Origin of the sequence: Polaromonas sp. A23 (assembly GCF_002001015.1) — a bacterium.
Lineage (GTDB): Bacteria > Pseudomonadota > Gammaproteobacteria > Burkholderiales > Burkholderiaceae_C > Polaromonas.
On sequence record NZ_MUNO01000010.1, the window covers coordinates 32,322 to 48,304 of the forward strand.

Genomic DNA, 15,983 nt, shown 5'->3' on the forward strand with positions numbered 1-15,983 from the left:
CTACCCTTGCCGATATACGTCCCTGCCTGGAAGGCGCGATCCCGGCCGTCATGGCAACCTGCGCTCTCGATGGAACCCCCAACGTCGCATACATCTCGCAGGTGTTTTACGCGGGCGAGCGACAGGTCGCCCTGTCTTTCCAGTTTTTCAACAAGACACGGCAGAACATCCTGTCCAACCCGCATGCCACCGTGCTGGTATTGCATCCCGTTACGGCGGCATTCTTCCGCCTGCATATCCGCTACCTGCGCACGGAGACGCTGGGCCCGGTGTTTGAAGGCATGAAAGCGCAACTGGCCGGCATCGCCTCACACAGTGGCATGGCGACTGTCTTCAAGCTGCGGGGTTCGGACATCTATGAGGTGCATGAGATCGAGCATATTGCCAGCGAGCCGCTGGCGGCCTTGCCACCGCGTGCCAATGTGCTCACGGCGCTGCGCCGCGGCAGTGAGCGCCTGGCGCGCTGCACCGGGCTGGATGAGTTGCTCAATACAACCCTCGCCACTCTGACCGACTTTCTGGACATTCGCCACGCGATGATCCTGATGCTGGACGCAGGCACCCAGCGGCTCTACACCGTCGCCAGCTGCGGCTATGCCGTGTCGGGCGTGGGCTCTGAAATCGAGATGGGCAATGGCGTGATTGGTGTGGCAGCGCGCGAACGCACGCCGGTGCGCATCATGCACATGACCAGCGCCTACCTTTACAGCCACGCCATTCGCAGCAGCCTGCGCGACCATGCGCCCGGGCTGCTGCTGGACACCAACATTCCTTACCCCGGACTGGCCGAGCCGCACAGCCAGCTGGCTGTGCCCATTGAATCGGCCGGCAGGCTGCTGGGCGTGCTGTTCGCGGAGAGCCCGGAGGACCTGCGTTTCGGTTTTGAGGACGAGGATGCACTGGTCACCCTGGCCGGACATCTGGGCGCCGCCATCGACCTGATGCAGGCCCGGCCCGACACGCTGGATACGCCCTTCCCCCTGCCTGCAACGCCGCCCATTCCGCCCGCAACCGGCACGGCCCTGAGGCTGCGAAGGTTCAGGGCCAACGACAGCGTATTTGTAGATGATAGTTACCTGATCAAGGGCGTCGCCGGCGCCATTTTCTGGAAACTGGCCAGCGACCATGCCCAGCATGGACGCACGGAATTTTCCAATCGGGAGTTGCGGCTCGACCCTGCCATTCAGTTGCCCGATGTGACCGACAACCTGGAAGCCCGGCTGCTGCTGCTGCAGCGTCGGCTCATTGACCACGGCCCGCACATCCGCATCGAGAAAACCGGGCGCGGCCGCTTCCGGCTGCAGGTGATGCGCCCGCTCACCTTGCTGGAAGTCCAGGGCTGAGTCTGCCGCATCAGGCCTCGACCAAGCCAGGCGCAGCCGCCAGCCCCAGGCCGCGCGTAAGCTTCGCCCACTCCGCGTCACTCAGGTGGGGGCGCACCGTATCCATGGCCGCTGCGAAGGCGGGGGCCGGCGCATGGGCCTGCATCTCACCCATCATGGCCTGTCGCTCTGCCGGGTTCATGAAGGGCACCAGCCAGCGCAGGGTGTACATCATCTCTTCCGGTGGAATCGAAGCGACCAGTGCGCCGTGAATGTCCGCCAGCTCCGCATCGGTATAGCGAGACCACAGCACCGCGTTGTGCGCCGTTTCCTCCACATGCATGTGTTGGAAATTGCCGGCAATGAAAAGTGCCAGTTGCCGATACAGCTCCAGCGCCAGGCCTGCGCGCCCTGCCGGAGGCGACTTCAGCAACGCACCAGCCAGTGCGCCCAGGCTGGCAATATGCTGCTCGTGCTCTTCGTGTTCATGGGCAATCACATCACTGGCACCTGGCGCGCGCGCTTCCATGGCCGCATGAATGAACTGGTTTTCGTGCGCCAGATGCGAGGCACAAAAATCCAGCAACTCGCACACGCGCTGCGTGGTTGTGGCCAGCTCCAGGCCGTCGTCGGTATCCATGCGGCCAACGGCCAGCAGGGTATCGGCCATCAGCGCACGCAGCGCCTTGTGGATGCCCGCATACAGATCCATGCGGGGTGCGGTCTGCGCAGCGGCGAGCTGCTTCATCTCTTGGGGGTGGATATTCATGGTGTCTTTTTTTTCTCAGGCAAGGCCTGCTTGCGGCTTGAGCGGCATGACGCACCACGCGCCAGCCATCATGAAGCCAGGCAGGAAGTCTAGAAAGAGACACCTGGGGGCGTCGCTAAATAATGCCTACGACAATCTTAAAAGAACACTATTTTTCGTTCCTAAAGGGAAAACGGAGCACTCCCGGTGTCTGGCCACGACTGGAACACGCCCCATTTCGCCGGCCAGGCTCAGGCTGGTGAAGCAAAACGGGCCGTGAGTTCACCCAGGTTCAGTTCTGCCAACACCTCTTGCAGCCGCGCTTGCGCCTGGCGCGTCTTGGCAGCGTTCAGCGATGACGTCCGGCTTGCAATGATGAGTTCGTTTTTCATCGAATGCTCCCAGCCCACCAACTCGGTCACCGTGACATCGTAGCCATGGGCTTCGAGCTGCAGGCAGCGCAGCACATTGGTGATCTGGCTGCCGAACTCGCGCGTGTGCAACGGGTGCCGCCAGAGTTCGGCGAGCGGCGTTTTGGCTAGTGTCAGCGCCTTGTTCCTGCGCAACACACCCGCCACCTCGGCCTGGCAGCAGGGCACCAGCACCATGTGGCGCGCCTGTTTCTGCAGGCCGAAAGCAATGGCGTCGTCGGTGGCGGTGTCGCAGGCGTGCAGCGCGGTCACCACATCCACCTGCGCCGGCAACTGGTCCGACACCGTGGCCTCTGCCACCAGCAGATTGAGAAATGTCATACGCGCAAAGCCCAGTTTTTGTGCCAGCGCGCGTGATTTTTCCACAAGTTCAGCGCGGGTTTCGATGCCGTAAATCCGGCCGTTCACTTCTTCACTGGCGTGAGCCACATTGAAAAACAGGTCGTAAAGAATAAAGCCCAGGTAGGACTTGCCGGCACCATGGTCGGCCAGCGTGAAGCTCCGGCTCTTGGCCGAAACCTCTTCCAGCAGCGGTGCAATGAACTGGTACAGGTGATACACCTGCTTGAGCTTGCGCCGCGTGTCCTGGTTAAGCTTGCCCTCGCGCGTGAGGATGTGCAGCTCCTTGAGCAGCTCAATCGACTGCCCGGGCCGGAGTTCTTCAATAACCTGGGCGGCGGATGTAGGCTTTCCACTGCCTTTTGAAGATTTCGCGATGTGTGGGGCGCCAGGAATTTGCATTCCCAAAGTTTAGCGGGGTACTAGGTCGCGGGATTTTCCGATTGGGAAAGCCCCTTCCGGACATCTTCGTTGATTCTTGAGTACGGGGAGATCGTCAATTGCACATTTCTATACTGTAGTTAACCTCACAAAATGACCCACGCGCCCTCCCTCACTATGGACAACACCGAGAATGGACATGCAGCTACCGCCTCAATGCGATATGTTGCCTTCTGTGATGTGCTCGGCTTTGGGAATGCAGTACAGGAAAGGTTTGAAGAGACCATTGAAATCTATGACCAATTTACGCGAATGATTGGCGAATGGCCATTCCCTGAGAAAGTTGAGATATGTGTTTATTCAGACTCAATATTGATCCTGTCAGATGAATTGGCACCGTTGCTCCAAGCTGTGCAGTCTTTGTCTTTCGCGACTCTTTCACATGACTTGTTGATTCGCGGTGGCATTGCATACGGGAAATATTGGGAACGGCGAGAGCGCGGAAATTTGTTCGTTGTTAGTGATGCCTTGGTGCGAGCGGTAAAACTCGAGTCACGCATAAAGATACCCGGCGTCGGTTTTTCTCCGGAAGTCGAAATCCCCGTGAGCGCATGGATGCCGCATTTTGCGGATGAAATATTTTTATCTCCCATTTTGCATTTCAGGGATATCACGGTCGTAAATCCATTTAATAAATTTTGGTTCGCCTCTGCGCGAAGTCGAGTCGCTGAGATGCTCAACCGATTTCCAGAGCATTCCAAAAAGTATGAGTGGTTCTTAGAGCTTTCTGCGGCTGTGGAACGACGCGATGTGATGGTACCCAGCTCAGTGATCGACTTTCTGCTCGCAGAGGGCGTGATCAAACGTCGACCCGTAGAAGAGAAAGACATCAACAGGAGTGATGACTTCTAATCATCGCAAAAAATTTTCAACATATATTGCACGCAATTTAATTGTGAGCTACAATTGCGCCATGCCAAACAAAACCGACACCATGCTGCAACTGGACAACCAGCTCTGTTTTGCGTTGTATTCGACCTCGCTGGCCATGACCAAGCTGTACAAGCCGCTGCTTGACGAGCTCAGCCTGACCTACCCGCAGTACCTCGCCATGCTGGTGCTGTGGGAAAAAGACGGCCTGATGGTCTCCGAACTCGGCGAACGTCTTTACCTCGATTCGGGCACTCTTACCCCCCTGCTCAAGCGCCTGGAGGCGTCGGGCCTGATATCCCGCATCCGCGCCGTGGAAGACGAACGCCGTGTCCACATCACACTCACCGCGGCAGGCCGCAAGCTCAAAAGCCGGGCCGCCAGAATCCCCGGCTGCATCCTGGAGGCCAGCCAGTGCTCCATTCCCGAACTGACAGCGCTGACCCAGCAAATGCAGGCCTTGCGCCAGCGGCTGGTCGCGTAGACCCCTTCTTCCGCTTCTTCCGCTTATTCCGCTTTCCCCGTTTTTCAACCCGCTTCCATCCCGAAGCATTTTTTCAAGGAAATCACCATGACCACCAAACTCGAAAAAGTCCTCTACACCGCCAAAGCCCATACCACCGGTGGCCGTGACGGCAAGTCCAAAACCGACGACGGTCGCCTGGACGTCACGCTGAGCTCGCCCGGCACTGCCGGCACGGGCACCAACCCAGAGCAGCTGTTTGCAGCCGGTTACTCCGCCTGCTTCATTGGCGCCATGAAGGCTGTGGCCGGCATGAAGAAGATCACCTTGCCGGACGACGTGAGCATTGACGCCAGCGTTGACCTGGGCAAAATCCCCGCCGGTTACGGCATCGCCGCCCGACTGGACATCAGCCTCCCCGGTATGGACCGTGCCGCTGCACAGGCACTGGTCGACGCCGCCCACCAGGTTTGCCCGTACTCGAATGCGACGCGCGGCAACATCGACGTGACCATCACCCTGGTCTGAGCTGGGCAATGAACAAGCGCCTGATTCCCAACGCAGCCGTTGCCCTGGTGGCGATTGAGCATGTCTACATCCTGATCCTGGAAATGTTCTTCTGGAACAAACCCCTCGGGATGAAAACCTTCAACCTCACGCAGGAATTTGCTGATGCAAGCCAAGCCCTGGCGGCCAATCAGGGCTTGTACAACGGCTTTCTCGCGGCTGGCCTGTTTTTCGGGCTGTTCACGGGCAACCGCACGTTCAAGCTCTTCTTCCTGGCGTGCGTGATCGTGGCCGGCATCTTTGGCGCAGCCACGGCCGCGCCCAAGATCTTCTTCACCCAGGCCCTGCCCGCAATCATTGCGCTGGCACTGGTGCTGTTGATGGACAAGCCTGCAGCGCGAAACTAGCCCTGTCGCAAAAGCGGCCCGCCGGTGTTGAGCCGGCGGGCTTTTTCGTTAAAGTGCTGGCATGAGCACCACCACCCTTCTTGTCCGCACCAGCGATCTCGCCAGCACCCGCCTGCAAAGCGCTGAAGACGCTCCGCTGGCCGACGGCCAGATTCGCGTGCGAATCGAATCCTTTGCGCTGACCTCCAACAACATCACCTACGCCGCCTTTGGCGACGCGATGAACTATTGGCAGTTCTTCCCCACCGGCGAGGAAGGCTGGGGCACCATACCGGTCTGGGGCTTTGCCAGCGTGGTGCAGTCGCTGCATCCGGGTGTGGCGGTGGGAGAGCGGCTCTATGGCTACTACCCCATGGCCTCAGGTGCGGCGCTTACCCCCGCACGGCTGAATGCCTCGGGCTTTTACGATGGTGCACCGCACCGGCGCGAGCTGCATGCCGTCTACAACCAATACCTGCGCTGCAACGCAGACCCGTTCTACACACCCCAAACAGAAGACATCCAGGCTCTGCTGCGGCCGCTGTTCATCACCTCCTTCCTGATTGATGATTTCCTGGCCGACAACGATTTTTTCGGCGCCAAGGTGATGCTGCTGTCCAGTGCCTCGAGCAAGACCGCCTACGGCACAGCCTTCCAGTTGGCCCAGCGCCCGGGCATCGAAGTCATCGGGCTGACCTCGCCAGCCAACGTGGCCTTCTGCGAAAGCCTGGGTTGTTACAGCCGGGTGCTGACCTATGACCAGCTTGACCAGATTTCGGCCGATGCAGCGTCCATTTATGTGGACTTTGCCGGCAATGCCGGGCTGCGCCACGCCATCCACAGCCGCTTTGCCAACCTGAAGTACAGCTGCTCGATAGGCGGCACCCATATAGCCGAGCTGGGCACCGCCCGGGATCTGCCGGGTCCGCGCGCCACGCTGTTTTTTGCCCCTGCGCAGATCAAAAAACGCAGCGCCGACTGGGGTGCGGAAGGCCTGGGCCAGCGGCTGGTGCAGGCGTGGCAGGCCTTCAGCAGGCGCGCCATGCAAGAACCTGCGCCCTGGCTGCTCATGCAGCTGCACAAAGGCCCCGAAGCCGTCGCTGCGGCCTACCAGCATGTCCTGGCCGGCAAGGGGGATCCCCGGACCGGCCACATTCTCAAGCTGTGACGGTAGTCGAGGTGCTACATATTTAATAGCTATTTGCGCCCGTAAACAAAGGGCTAACGGCTATTTTCATTGCATTTTTGAGCCATTTTCGATTGCAACGACAATGGCGGCATGACCGACCAGCCCTCAGGCGCGATGCCACACCAGGCGCGCCACGCCTACGAAAAACTCACGCCCGATGTGGTGCTGGACGCGTTGGCCAGCGTGGGCCTGCTGGGCGACGGACGCCTGATGGCGCTGTCCAGTTACGAAAATCGCGTCTACCAGGTGCACCTGGAAGCGCCGACCGGTACCGGCGCTGCGGCAGGCGACATGGTGGTCGTCAAGTTTTACCGGCCTGGGCGCTGGAGCGATGACCAGATCGTCGAAGAACACGACTTCGCCGCCGAACTGATGGCCGCAGAAATTCCGGTGGTCGGCGCGCTGCGTATCCATGGCCACACCCTGCATCACTTCAACGGCTTCAGCTTCAGCGTTTCGCCGCGCCGCGGCGGCCGGCGGCCCGAGCTGGAAGATTTCAGCGTGCTCGAGTGGATTGGCCGCTTTCTTGCGCGCATCCACACGGTAGGCAGCGCCAAACCTTTCAAACACCGCCCTGCGCTCGACCTGCAGACCTTTGGACACGCCAGCCGCGAAGTACTGCTGGCCGGCAGTTACTTGCCGCTGGACATGGAATCACGCTGGCTCAAGGCTTTCGAAGAAGCCATGAATGTGGCGCAGGCCGTGTTTGAAAGTGTCGGCGACATCCGCAGCCTGCGCCTGCACGGCGACTGCCACCCGGGCAATATCCTGTGGACACCCGAAGGCCTGGAAGGCGCCGGTCCGCATTTTGTCGATCTCGACGATGCGCGCAGCGGGCCGGCGGTGCAGGATCTGTGGATGCTGCTGTCGGGTGACCGCGCACAGTGCCTGCGGCAACTCGGCGCGCTGGTCGACGGTTACGAGGAGTTCCGCGAATTCGATCGGCGCGAACTCGCCCTGATCGAGCCGCTGCGCACCCTGCGCCTGGTGCATTACAGCGCCTGGCTGGCGCAGCGTTGGCACGACCCGATCTTCCCGATCAACTTCCCCTGGTTCGGCTCCAGCGACTATTGGAAGGGCCAGGTCGACATGCTGGAAGAACAGACGGAAGCCATGCAGGATGCGCCACTGGTCGCGTAAATCCATTCCCGGGAGAAAAGATGCCTACCGAATCTTCTGTCCATTCCATTCGTCGCCTCGAGACCGTGACCGAAAGTCAGCTACAGGCGCTGGCCGAGCTGCTGATCGATTGTGTGGACAGTGGCGCCTCCGTGAGTTTCATGCATCCACTGTCGATGGCCAAAGCATTGGCGTTCTGGCGCGGTATAGCGGACAGTGCGGCCCGTGGTGAACGGGCGCTGCTGGTCGCCGAAGACGGCTCGGGCATCGTGGGCACCGTGCAGGTGGTGCTGAATCAACCTGAAAACCAGCCGCACCGCGCCGACGTGGCAAAAATGCTGGTGCATCGCCGGGCGCGGCGCCAGGGTCTGGGTGAATCGCTGATGCAGAGTGCCGAGCAGGTCGCGCACGAATGCGGCAAAACGCTGCTGGTGCTGGACACCGCCAGCGGCGATGCCGAGCGGCTTTATGCCCGTCTTGGCTGGCAACGCTGCGGTGTGATTCCGGGTTACGCGCTTTTCCCGAACGGCGAACTCTGCGACACCACCTACTTCTTCCGCGTACTTGCCAACTGAGACAACTCACCGCAGGCAAAGGCGCTACAGGTTCAGCCGCTGCATTACCGGATGCGCGGCGGTGCCTGCAGTTGCTCTGGCGTGGTGAAGTAAGCGGCGGTGCTGCCCGCACGCGCCTTCGCCTGCGCCAGCTCATGCCGTGCCACGGTGCGCAAATGCACTTCGTCGGGACCGTCCATCAGGTGCAGGGCCCGGCCCCAGGTCCAGAAATAAGCCAGCGGCGTATCGGGTGACAGGCCCATGGCGCCGAAGGCCTGCATGGCACGGTCCACCACCCTCGTCTGCAGCCGCGCGGCCACTACCTTGATCGCGGCCACGCGTGTGCGCAGTTGCGCCGCATCGTCCTTGCCTTCATCAAGCGCCCAGGCTGCATGAAGAATCAGCAGGCGCGCCTGATCGATCTCGATGCGCGACTCGGCGATCCATTCCTGGACATTGGAAAAATCCGCGAGATATTTGCCGAAAGCGTGGCGCTCCAGCGTGCGTTCAGTGGCCAGCTCCAGCGCGAGCTCACACTGGCCGATGGTGCGCATGCAGTGGTGCACCCGGCCCGGCCCGAGGCGTGCCTGCGCCATAGCAAAACCCTCGCCCCAACCGCCCAGCAGATGGTCCAGCGGCACGCGCACGTCGCGCAGCAGGATTTCGCAATGCCCTTCGGGTGCATAGTGATGCACCACGGAAATATTGCGCAGCACCTCCAGCCCCGGCGTGCCCATGGGCAACAACACCATGCTGTGCCGGTGGTGGGCACTGGCGTCCTGGCCTGGCTCAACCTCCACGTTGCGGCACATCACCACCAGCAGTCGGCAGTTCGGGTGCGCTGCACCCGTGATGAACCACTTGCGGCCGTTGAGCACCAGTTGCCCACCCTCGCGCCGCACGGTGGTCTGCAGGTTGGTCGGGTCGGACGAGGCCACGTCGGGCTCGGACATCGCAAAGGCAGACCGGATACGGCCTTCCAGCAAAGGCACCAGCCATTGCACGCGCTGCTCGGGCGTGGCGAAGCGGTGCAGCAGTTCCATGTTGCCGGTGTCGGGGGCGCTGCAGTTGAACACCTCCGCGGCCCAGGGCAGCCGGCCCATGGTTTCGGCCAGTGGCGCGTAATCAAGGTGGCCCAGGCAGGTGCCGGGTTCATCCTCCTGCAGGCCGGGCAGGAACAGGTTCCACAAACCTTCTTCGCGTGCCAGCGCCTTGAGGTCTTCGAGAAAAGGCGGCGGATAAATCCCCTCCAGCACCGAACGGTGCCAGGCCGCGTTGTAGGGCAGCAGGTACTGCTGCATGAAGGCTTCGAGTTGCTGGCGCAGCGCCAGCGCCCTGGAAGAGTGGTTGAAGTCCATGAGGCATTGTGCGATTCGGGCCGGTCGCTGTCAGAACGCAGGCGACACCGCGCCCTTCACAGCCCGAGGGACTGAAAGATGCCGTCCATGCGCGCCTGCACCGCCGAGTCCATGACGATGGGACGGCCCCATTCGCGCTGGGTTTCGCCGGGCCATTTGTTCGTCGCGTCCAGTCCCATCTTGCTGCCCAGACCGCTCACCGGCGAGGCGAAGTCCAGGTAGTCGATGGGGGTGTTTTCCATCAGCAGGGTGTCGCGCGCCGGGTCCATGCGGGTGGTCAGGGCCCAGACCACCTCGCGCCAGTCGCGCACATCCACATCGTCATCCACCACCACCACAAACTTGGTGTACATGAACTGGCGCAAATGACTCCACACGCCCATCATCACGCGCCGCGCATGGCCAGGGTAGGCCTTTTTGATGCGCACCAAGGCCATGCGGTAGCTGCACCCTTCGGGCGGCAGGTAGAAATCGGTGATCTCGGGAAACTGCCTTTGCAGCAGGGGAATGAACAACTCGTTCAAAGCCATGCCGAGCACGGCCGGCTCGTCCGGGGGTTTGCCGGTGTAGGTGGAGTGGTAGACCGGGTCGCGCCGCATGGTGATGCGGTCCACCGTGAACACGGGGAACCAGGCCTGCTCGTTGTAATACCCCGTATGGTCGCCAAACGGTCCTTCGAGCGCATGCTCATAGCCAGTGGGATGGCCGGCATCCGGATAGATGTGGCCCTCGAGAACGATTTCGGCCGTGGCCGGGACGCGCAAGCCGCTGCCCAGCGCGGGCACGACATCGGTGCGTGCGCCACGCAGCAGGCCGGCGAACTGGTACTCGGACAGGCTGTCAGGCACCGGTGTCACCGCGCCGAGGATGGTGGCCGGATCGGCTCCCAGCGCCACCGCCACGGGATAGGGCTGGCCCGGATTCTCTGCAGCATGGTCGCGAAAATCGAGCGCGCCGCCGCGGTGCGCCAGCCAGCGCATGATGAGCTGGTTGCGTGAAAGCACCTGCTGGCGGTAGATGCCCAGGTTTTGCCGTGGCTTGTGCGGCCCCTGGGTGATGACCAGGCCCCAGGTGACCAGGGGCGCAACGTCGTCGGGCCAGCAATGCTGCACCGGCAGGCGCGCGAGATCAACATCGGCACCTTCCCACACCACCTCCTGGCAGAGCGCAGAGCGCACTTCGCGAGGCGCCATGTGCCACAGGGTTTTGAGCAGCCCGCCCAGACCCAGCATGTCTTTCAGGCCCTTGGGTGCTTCGGGTTCCTTGAGCGCGGCGAGCACCTCGCCAAAGGAACGCAGCGCGCGCAGGTCGCTCACACCCATGGCGCGCGCCACACGTTCTGGCGTGCCGAACAGGTTGGCCAGCACCGGCATGTTGTGCCCGGTGGGGTGTTCGAACAAGAGGGCCGGGCCACCGGCACGCAACACGCGATCGCACAGTGCCGTCATTTCCAGGTGCGGCGACACAGGCTCGGCCACGCGGCGCAGGTCGCCGGTCAGCTCGAGCTGGGCCATGAAATCGCGCAGGTCGCGGTAGCGCATGGGTCAGGAATCGGCGGCGGCCGGCGCACCGTTCCAACGTGGCGCCAGCTGGTGCGGCAGTTCCAGCAGGTCAAGCACACGCGCCACACTGGCGTCCACCAGTTCGGCCACCGACTGCGGACGCAGATAAAAGGCCGGCATGGGCGGGCAGATGATGCCGCCCATTTCGGTCACGCTGACCATGTTGCGCAGATGGCCCAGATGCAGCGGCGATTCGCGCACCATCAGCACCAGGCGCCGGCGCTCCTTGAGCATCACGTCAGCGGCACGCGTGATGAGGTTGTCCGCCAGGCCGTGCGCCACGGCGGCCAACGTTCGCATGGAGCAGGGCGCCACCACCATGGCACTGCACGCAAAGGAGCCGCTGGCAATGGAGGCGCCCACATCGCGCGCGTCGTGCACCTGATCGGCCAGGGCTTCGACGGCGACTCGGCTCATGCCCTGCTCCTGGTCGAGGTTGCGCCAGCCCGCGTCGGACACCACCAGATGGGTCTCGACCCCCGCCATGGCATGAAGCACCTGCAACAGGCGCGTGCCGTATACCGCGCCGCTGGCACCGGAAATCGCAACAACGATCCGCTTGGCACTCACGCGCAGCCCGTCACCGGGCGGGGCACACCCAGCGGTGCGGCCAGCAAGTCAGCCGCCACACGCTCCAGCACCCTCTCTGCCTGGACGGGATCGAAGTCCTCATGCGTCCGCTTTTTGACACCGTATTGCTGAAGCGGGTAATGCCGGTCGGCCGTGATGCCATGGCGCGCCAGCACACTTTTCACGCAGGCCAGTGGACAGCCATCGAGCGCAATGACAGGCCGCCCGGAGCGCACGATTTTCATCAGATGGGGCACGTCGCCGCCCACCCCGGCAATGCAGGACATTTCGGCGACGCCGCGACGGTCCAGCTGCAGCGCCACATGGTTGGCCAGTTGTGCGGCGCTGGAACAGCCGGAGCATGAATACACCAGGGGGAGGTGGCGGCGGTTCTCAGTCATGTCTTTCTGCTCCGTGCTCCCGCGGCCCGACGCCGGCCATTCGTTTGCGTGGGCCCAGACGAGCCAGTAACTGCAGCGGCGTCCACCGCTGCAGGTCGAGCGCCGGCAGTTCCAGGGCATCGAGCGCGTTCTTCACGACCAGTCCCAGTTCGGTGTCGCCCTCCATGGCGAGGCGGCGACTGAAAAAGAGCGTGTCCGGGTCTTCCTGGCGCTGCGCCAGGCGCATGAAATCGTGCGCGCTGGCGCTGATGGCCAGGTCGGTCGCCTGCTGGCGCGGGCAGGCGGCAAAGCGCTCGCCCGTCCAGGAGAAGTCAAATGTCAGGCGTGCGTCACGCACATGGATGCGTAGCTTCTTGTGCAGCAACAAGCTGCACACGTCGGCCGGCAGCTGGCGCGCCAGGCCCAGGTTCAGGGCGTTCACCAGCAGCACCGAACCGGGGTAGGCTGGCAAGCGTCCCAGCAACGCCCCCAAGACCGGCGGGAGCGCAAGAGGAGGAGACGACGAAAGTGGTTTCATGACAATTTGGCAGGTCAGGCCACATAAAGCAGCACGGTGATGAAATGGCAAATGCTGCCGCCGAGCACACACAGGTGCCACCAGCCATGGCCGTGGCGCATCTTGTGGTCGGTGGCATAAAAGCCAATGCCCAGGGTGTAGCAGGCGCCGCCCGCGGCCAGCCAGGCAAAACCAGCAGGGGTCAGGGCGGTCCACAAAGGCGCCACCGCCACCAGCGCCAACCAGCCCATCAGCACATAAATGACCAGGGACAGCACGCGTGCGCCTTTGGCCAGCCAGATTTCCTGCACGATGCCCAGCAGCGCCAGGCTCCACACCACACCCAGCAGGGACCAGCCCCAGGCGCCGCGCAGCGACACCAGCGCGAATGGCGTGTAACTGCCTGCGATCAGCAGGTATATCGAACAATGGTCAAATTTGCGCAGCACGTTTTTGGCGCGGCCGCGTACGCTGTGATACAGCGTGGAAAAGACGTACAGCACCACCAGCATCGCGCCGTAGATGCTGAAGCTCACGATCTTCCACGGATCACCCACGATGCCGGCGGGCACGATCAATGCAGCCGACCCACCCACCGCGAGCCCGGCGCCAACGAGGTGGCTGATGCTGTTGAAACGTTCGCCGTGGTACATCGTTGTCAGCCCTCAGCCCGCCACCGCGGAGGCCACCTGCTCCAGGCCGGGGCGGCCGTGCCAGTAACCATTGCAGCCCTTCTCCGGCATGAGGGGCTGCATTCGCTCCAGGGCTTCCTGCGGCGTCAGCACCTGCTTGCGCGCTGCATCGAACAACGCAATCACCTCTGCCATGTGCTGTGCCTGCGGGCTCAAGCGAACCACATCCACCCCCAAGGCGCGCATATCTTCCAGCGCTTCCACCAGGTTATAAACGCGTGCCGATTGCGTCTGTGTTCCGTTGAGCACGAGGAACTCTTCGCGTTCACGCGTCCTGAGCATCAGGCCATCCGGGTGGTCGAGGCAACTGAAGCGGCAGTCGTCCTTGGGCAGGTTGCGCTGCCGCGCGGTAAAGCAGCGCGCCGAGTAGGCCAATGGCATGCGTCCATAGGCAAACACCTCGGTCTCCATGTCGGCCGGTCGGCTTTGCTGCAACAGGGCAAGATCGTCTCGCTTCATCTCCAGCGGCATCACCCAACGGCTGGCACCCAGCGAGGCCATCCATTGCAGCGACGCCTGGTTGTACAGGTTGAGATGCGGGCCGGCCACAAACGGCAGCTTGCCGGCCAGGCGGTGGACGGCACCCATGTCGTTGGCCTCGATCCGGAAATCGCCATTGGCCGTGATCCTGTGCATGGTGCCGACGTCGCTACCCGACTCCAGCAGTACCTGGGTGGAGAGCACCACCTCCTTGCCGGCAGCATGCAGGCGTTTCGCGATGTCCAGCCAGTCGGCCAAGCGCAGTTCATGCCGCCGCGAACACACGGTTTCGCCGAGGTAGACCACATCCACCGGTGCGGCAGCAACCATGTCGTAGAAGCTGAAAACAGTCTCGCGCGGCCAGTAGTACAGCAATGGACCGAGGGAAATTTTCATGGCGCGGGCTTCCCTCATTTCCAGGGCCGGTGGTAAGCGCCCAGCGTGTGCTGCTGGCCCTCGGCCACCTGGTCCAGGCTGGCCATCCAGCTGGCTTTCGGTGCGTAGCGATGCGGGTTGCTGGCGCAATGGTCAATCGCCTCGCGCCAGACCCGGGTCACCTGCGCCACATAGGCCAGGCTGCGCTGGCGGCCCTCGATCTTGATGGCGCGCACACCCATCTTCATGAGTTGGGGCAGGAGTTCGAGCGTATTCAGGCTGGCGGGCTCCTCGATGGCGTAGTAGCTCTCGTCATCTCCCACGTCAAAACGACCCTTGCACAGCGTGGGGTAACCGGCGTTCTCCCCGCTGGCATAACGGTCGATCAGCACACCGCCCAGACGCGATTCCAGACCTCGCGGCGTCTCTTGCCAGCGCACGGCCTTGGCCGGAGAACACACGCCATGCGTGTTGGGCGACTCCCCCGTCACATAGGAAGACAGCGCACAGCGCCCCTCCACCATCACGCACAGGCTGCCAAAACCGAAGACCTCGATTTCCACCGGTGTCTTGTCAATGACCTGCCGCACCTGTTCCAGCGACAACACACGGGGCAGTACCGCGCGAACGATGCCGAACTGTTCTCTGTAGAAGTTGATCGCTTCGTAATTGGTGGCCGAGCCCTGCACCGACAGATGCAGGCGCAGCGCCGGATACCGCGAAGCCGCGTATTGCATGAGCCCCGGGTCTGCCAGGATCACCGCGTCCACGCCCATGTTCGCCGCCTGGTCCAGCGCCGCGCGCCAGGGACCGGGGTTAGCCGCCTGGGGATAGGTGTTGAGCGCCATGAAGACCTTGCAATCGCGTTCATGGGCATACCGAATGCCCGCGGCAATAGCGGCCTCATCGAAATTGAGACCGGCAAAGTTGCGCGCGTTGGTTGCATCGCGCAGGCCCAGGTAGACACAGCTGGCGCCGTTGTCCACCGCGGCTTTGAGGGCCGGAAGGCTGCCCGCCGGACACACCAACTCTGGCGAAGCTGACGGTGCCTGCGGGGTATCAGAAGGGGAAGGAGTAGAAATCATGCACTTGAAAGTCAGGTAAGCCCCCGGAAGAGAGCCATCGCAGCCTGCGACCTTACGCCGAACGAACGCAATACTTTCTGATCCCCGTCAACAGTTGGCCCGAACGCAAGTCCACAAAGCCGGGCCTCGGCACATAAAGTGCCCCCGAACACTCGAAAACAACCCGGACAGCAGCCACCAGAAGCGCAATTGACCTGGATCAATAGGGGAATGAACTTTTCCAATCTTAATAGATGTATTATTTATGCACCTTATAAGTTTTCACCTGTTTTATTGAACGGAGTTCCCATGAGCCACTCTTCCTCAACTTCCACGCTGGATATCCGGACGATTCCTCCCCGTGAACGGCATCCGGCCATTTTTTCGACTTTTGGCCAGCTCAGTGCCGGCCAGACCCTGGAATTGATCAACGACCACGATCCGCAACCGCTGCGCCACCAGTTCCAGGCGGAAATGCCGGGCAAATTCGGTTGGGCCTACCTTGAACAGGGACCCGACACATGGCGCGTGGCCATTACCCGGCTGGCGTCCGCTCACAGCAACGGCCAATGCTGCGGCTCCTGCGGCGGCTCCTGATCCCCTTTACAGAAACCAG

19 protein-coding genes are annotated in these 15,983 nt (G+C 62.2%); 9 read left to right on the forward strand and 10 right to left on the reverse strand.

Annotation, left to right across the window (positions count from 1 at the left end):
• Window positions 1–50: 50 nt before the first annotated feature.
• A complete protein-coding gene (locus tag B0B52_RS04450) occupies window positions 51–1,343 on the forward strand; it encodes a GAF domain-containing protein (RefSeq protein WP_254425637.1) in 1,293 nt (430 codons plus the stop codon).
• Window positions 1,344–1,353: 10 nt separating this feature from the next.
• Here the strand turns inward: B0B52_RS04450 and B0B52_RS04455 are convergent, their stop codons facing one another.
• On the reverse strand, window positions 1,354–2,091 hold the full coding sequence (locus B0B52_RS04455) for a hemerythrin domain-containing protein (protein ID WP_077592418.1): 738 nt from the start codon (window positions 2,089–2,091) through the stop codon (window positions 1,354–1,356).
• 230 nt (window positions 2,092–2,321) lie between these two features.
• Complete coding sequence (locus tag B0B52_RS04460) at window positions 2,322–3,242, reverse strand: SAM-dependent methyltransferase (protein ID WP_077592419.1); 921 nt, start codon at window positions 3,240–3,242, stop codon at window positions 2,322–2,324.
• 132 nt (window positions 3,243–3,374) lie between these two features.
• Between B0B52_RS04460 and B0B52_RS04465 the strand changes: the two genes are divergently transcribed.
• The 7 genes from B0B52_RS04465 to B0B52_RS04495 all read left to right on the forward strand — a co-directional run bounded on the left by B0B52_RS04465 (window position 3,375) and on the right by B0B52_RS04495 (window position 8,390).
• A complete protein-coding gene (locus B0B52_RS04465; RefSeq protein WP_077592420.1) occupies window positions 3,375–4,133 on the forward strand; it encodes a hypothetical protein in 759 nt (252 codons plus the stop codon).
• Between the two features lie 61 nt (window positions 4,134–4,194).
• The gene (locus tag B0B52_RS04470; protein ID WP_077592421.1) at window positions 4,195–4,635 is read left to right on the forward strand and encodes a MarR family winged helix-turn-helix transcriptional regulator; all 441 of its coding nucleotides are present in this window, start codon (window positions 4,195–4,197) and stop codon (window positions 4,633–4,635) included.
• Between the two features lie 87 nt (window positions 4,636–4,722).
• Complete coding sequence (locus B0B52_RS04475) at window positions 4,723–5,142, forward strand: organic hydroperoxide resistance protein (protein ID WP_077592422.1); 420 nt, start codon at window positions 4,723–4,725, stop codon at window positions 5,140–5,142.
• Between the two features lie 8 nt (window positions 5,143–5,150).
• Entirely contained in the window at window positions 5,151–5,528 is a 378-nt protein-coding gene (locus B0B52_RS04480) for a DUF1304 domain-containing protein (RefSeq protein ID WP_077592423.1), read from the forward strand.
• Between the two features lie 61 nt (window positions 5,529–5,589).
• On the forward strand, window positions 5,590–6,675 hold the full coding sequence (locus B0B52_RS04485) for a DUF2855 family protein (RefSeq protein ID WP_077592424.1): 1,086 nt from the start codon (window positions 5,590–5,592) through the stop codon (window positions 6,673–6,675).
• A gap of 111 nt (window positions 6,676–6,786) precedes the next feature.
• The gene (locus B0B52_RS04490) at window positions 6,787–7,836 is read left to right on the forward strand and encodes a serine/threonine protein kinase (protein ID WP_077592425.1); all 1,050 of its coding nucleotides are present in this window, start codon (window positions 6,787–6,789) and stop codon (window positions 7,834–7,836) included.
• Window positions 7,837–7,856: 20 nt separating this feature from the next.
• Window positions 7,857–8,390, forward strand: coding sequence for a GNAT family N-acetyltransferase (locus B0B52_RS04495; protein WP_077592426.1), 534 nt, complete (start codon window positions 7,857–7,859; stop codon window positions 8,388–8,390).
• Window positions 8,391–8,434: 44 nt separating this feature from the next.
• Here the strand turns inward: B0B52_RS04495 and B0B52_RS04500 are convergent, their stop codons facing one another.
• From B0B52_RS04500 to B0B52_RS04535, 8 genes are read right to left on the reverse strand one after another with little or no spacing between them, the layout of a single operon-like run.
• Complete coding sequence (locus B0B52_RS04500) at window positions 8,435–9,727, reverse strand: acyl-CoA dehydrogenase family protein (RefSeq protein WP_077592427.1); 1,293 nt, start codon at window positions 9,725–9,727, stop codon at window positions 8,435–8,437.
• Between the two features lie 56 nt (window positions 9,728–9,783).
• Window positions 9,784–11,268, reverse strand: coding sequence for a 4-hydroxy-3-polyprenylbenzoate decarboxylase (gene ubiD, locus B0B52_RS04505; RefSeq protein WP_077592428.1), 1,485 nt, complete (start codon window positions 11,266–11,268; stop codon window positions 9,784–9,786).
• A 3-nt stretch (window positions 11,269–11,271) separates the two neighbouring features.
• A complete protein-coding gene (locus B0B52_RS04510; RefSeq protein WP_371327365.1) occupies window positions 11,272–11,859 on the reverse strand; it encodes a UbiX family flavin prenyltransferase in 588 nt (195 codons plus the stop codon).
• The gene (locus B0B52_RS04515; RefSeq protein WP_077592430.1) at window positions 11,856–12,260 is read right to left on the reverse strand and encodes a putative zinc-binding protein; all 405 of its coding nucleotides are present in this window, start codon (window positions 12,258–12,260) and stop codon (window positions 11,856–11,858) included. Before B0B52_RS04515 ends, B0B52_RS04510 begins: the two co-directional genes overlap by 4 nt.
• Window positions 12,253–12,777: an SCP2 domain-containing protein gene (locus B0B52_RS04520; RefSeq protein WP_077592431.1), complete on the reverse strand. Its 525-nt coding sequence runs from the start codon at window positions 12,775–12,777 to the stop codon at window positions 12,253–12,255. The genes B0B52_RS04515 and B0B52_RS04520 overlap by 8 nt, the downstream gene beginning before the upstream one ends.
• 14 nt (window positions 12,778–12,791) lie before the next feature.
• On the reverse strand, window positions 12,792–13,409 hold the full coding sequence (locus B0B52_RS04525; RefSeq protein ID WP_077592432.1) for a hemolysin III family protein: 618 nt from the start codon (window positions 13,407–13,409) through the stop codon (window positions 12,792–12,794).
• Between the two features lie 12 nt (window positions 13,410–13,421).
• On the reverse strand, window positions 13,422–14,324 hold the full coding sequence (locus B0B52_RS04530) for a U32 family peptidase (protein ID WP_077592433.1): 903 nt from the start codon (window positions 14,322–14,324) through the stop codon (window positions 13,422–13,424).
• Window positions 14,325–14,338: 14 nt separating this feature from the next.
• On the reverse strand, window positions 14,339–15,388 hold the full coding sequence (locus B0B52_RS04535) for a peptidase U32 family protein (protein ID WP_139351813.1): 1,050 nt from the start codon (window positions 15,386–15,388) through the stop codon (window positions 14,339–14,341).
• 288 nt (window positions 15,389–15,676) lie between these two features.
• Here B0B52_RS04535 and B0B52_RS04540 point away from each other — a divergent pair, with 288 nt between their 5' ends.
• Entirely contained in the window at window positions 15,677–15,964 is a 288-nt protein-coding gene (locus B0B52_RS04540) for a DUF2249 domain-containing protein (protein ID WP_077592434.1), read from the forward strand.
• The last annotated feature ends 19 nt before the right edge of the window (window positions 15,965–15,983 follow it).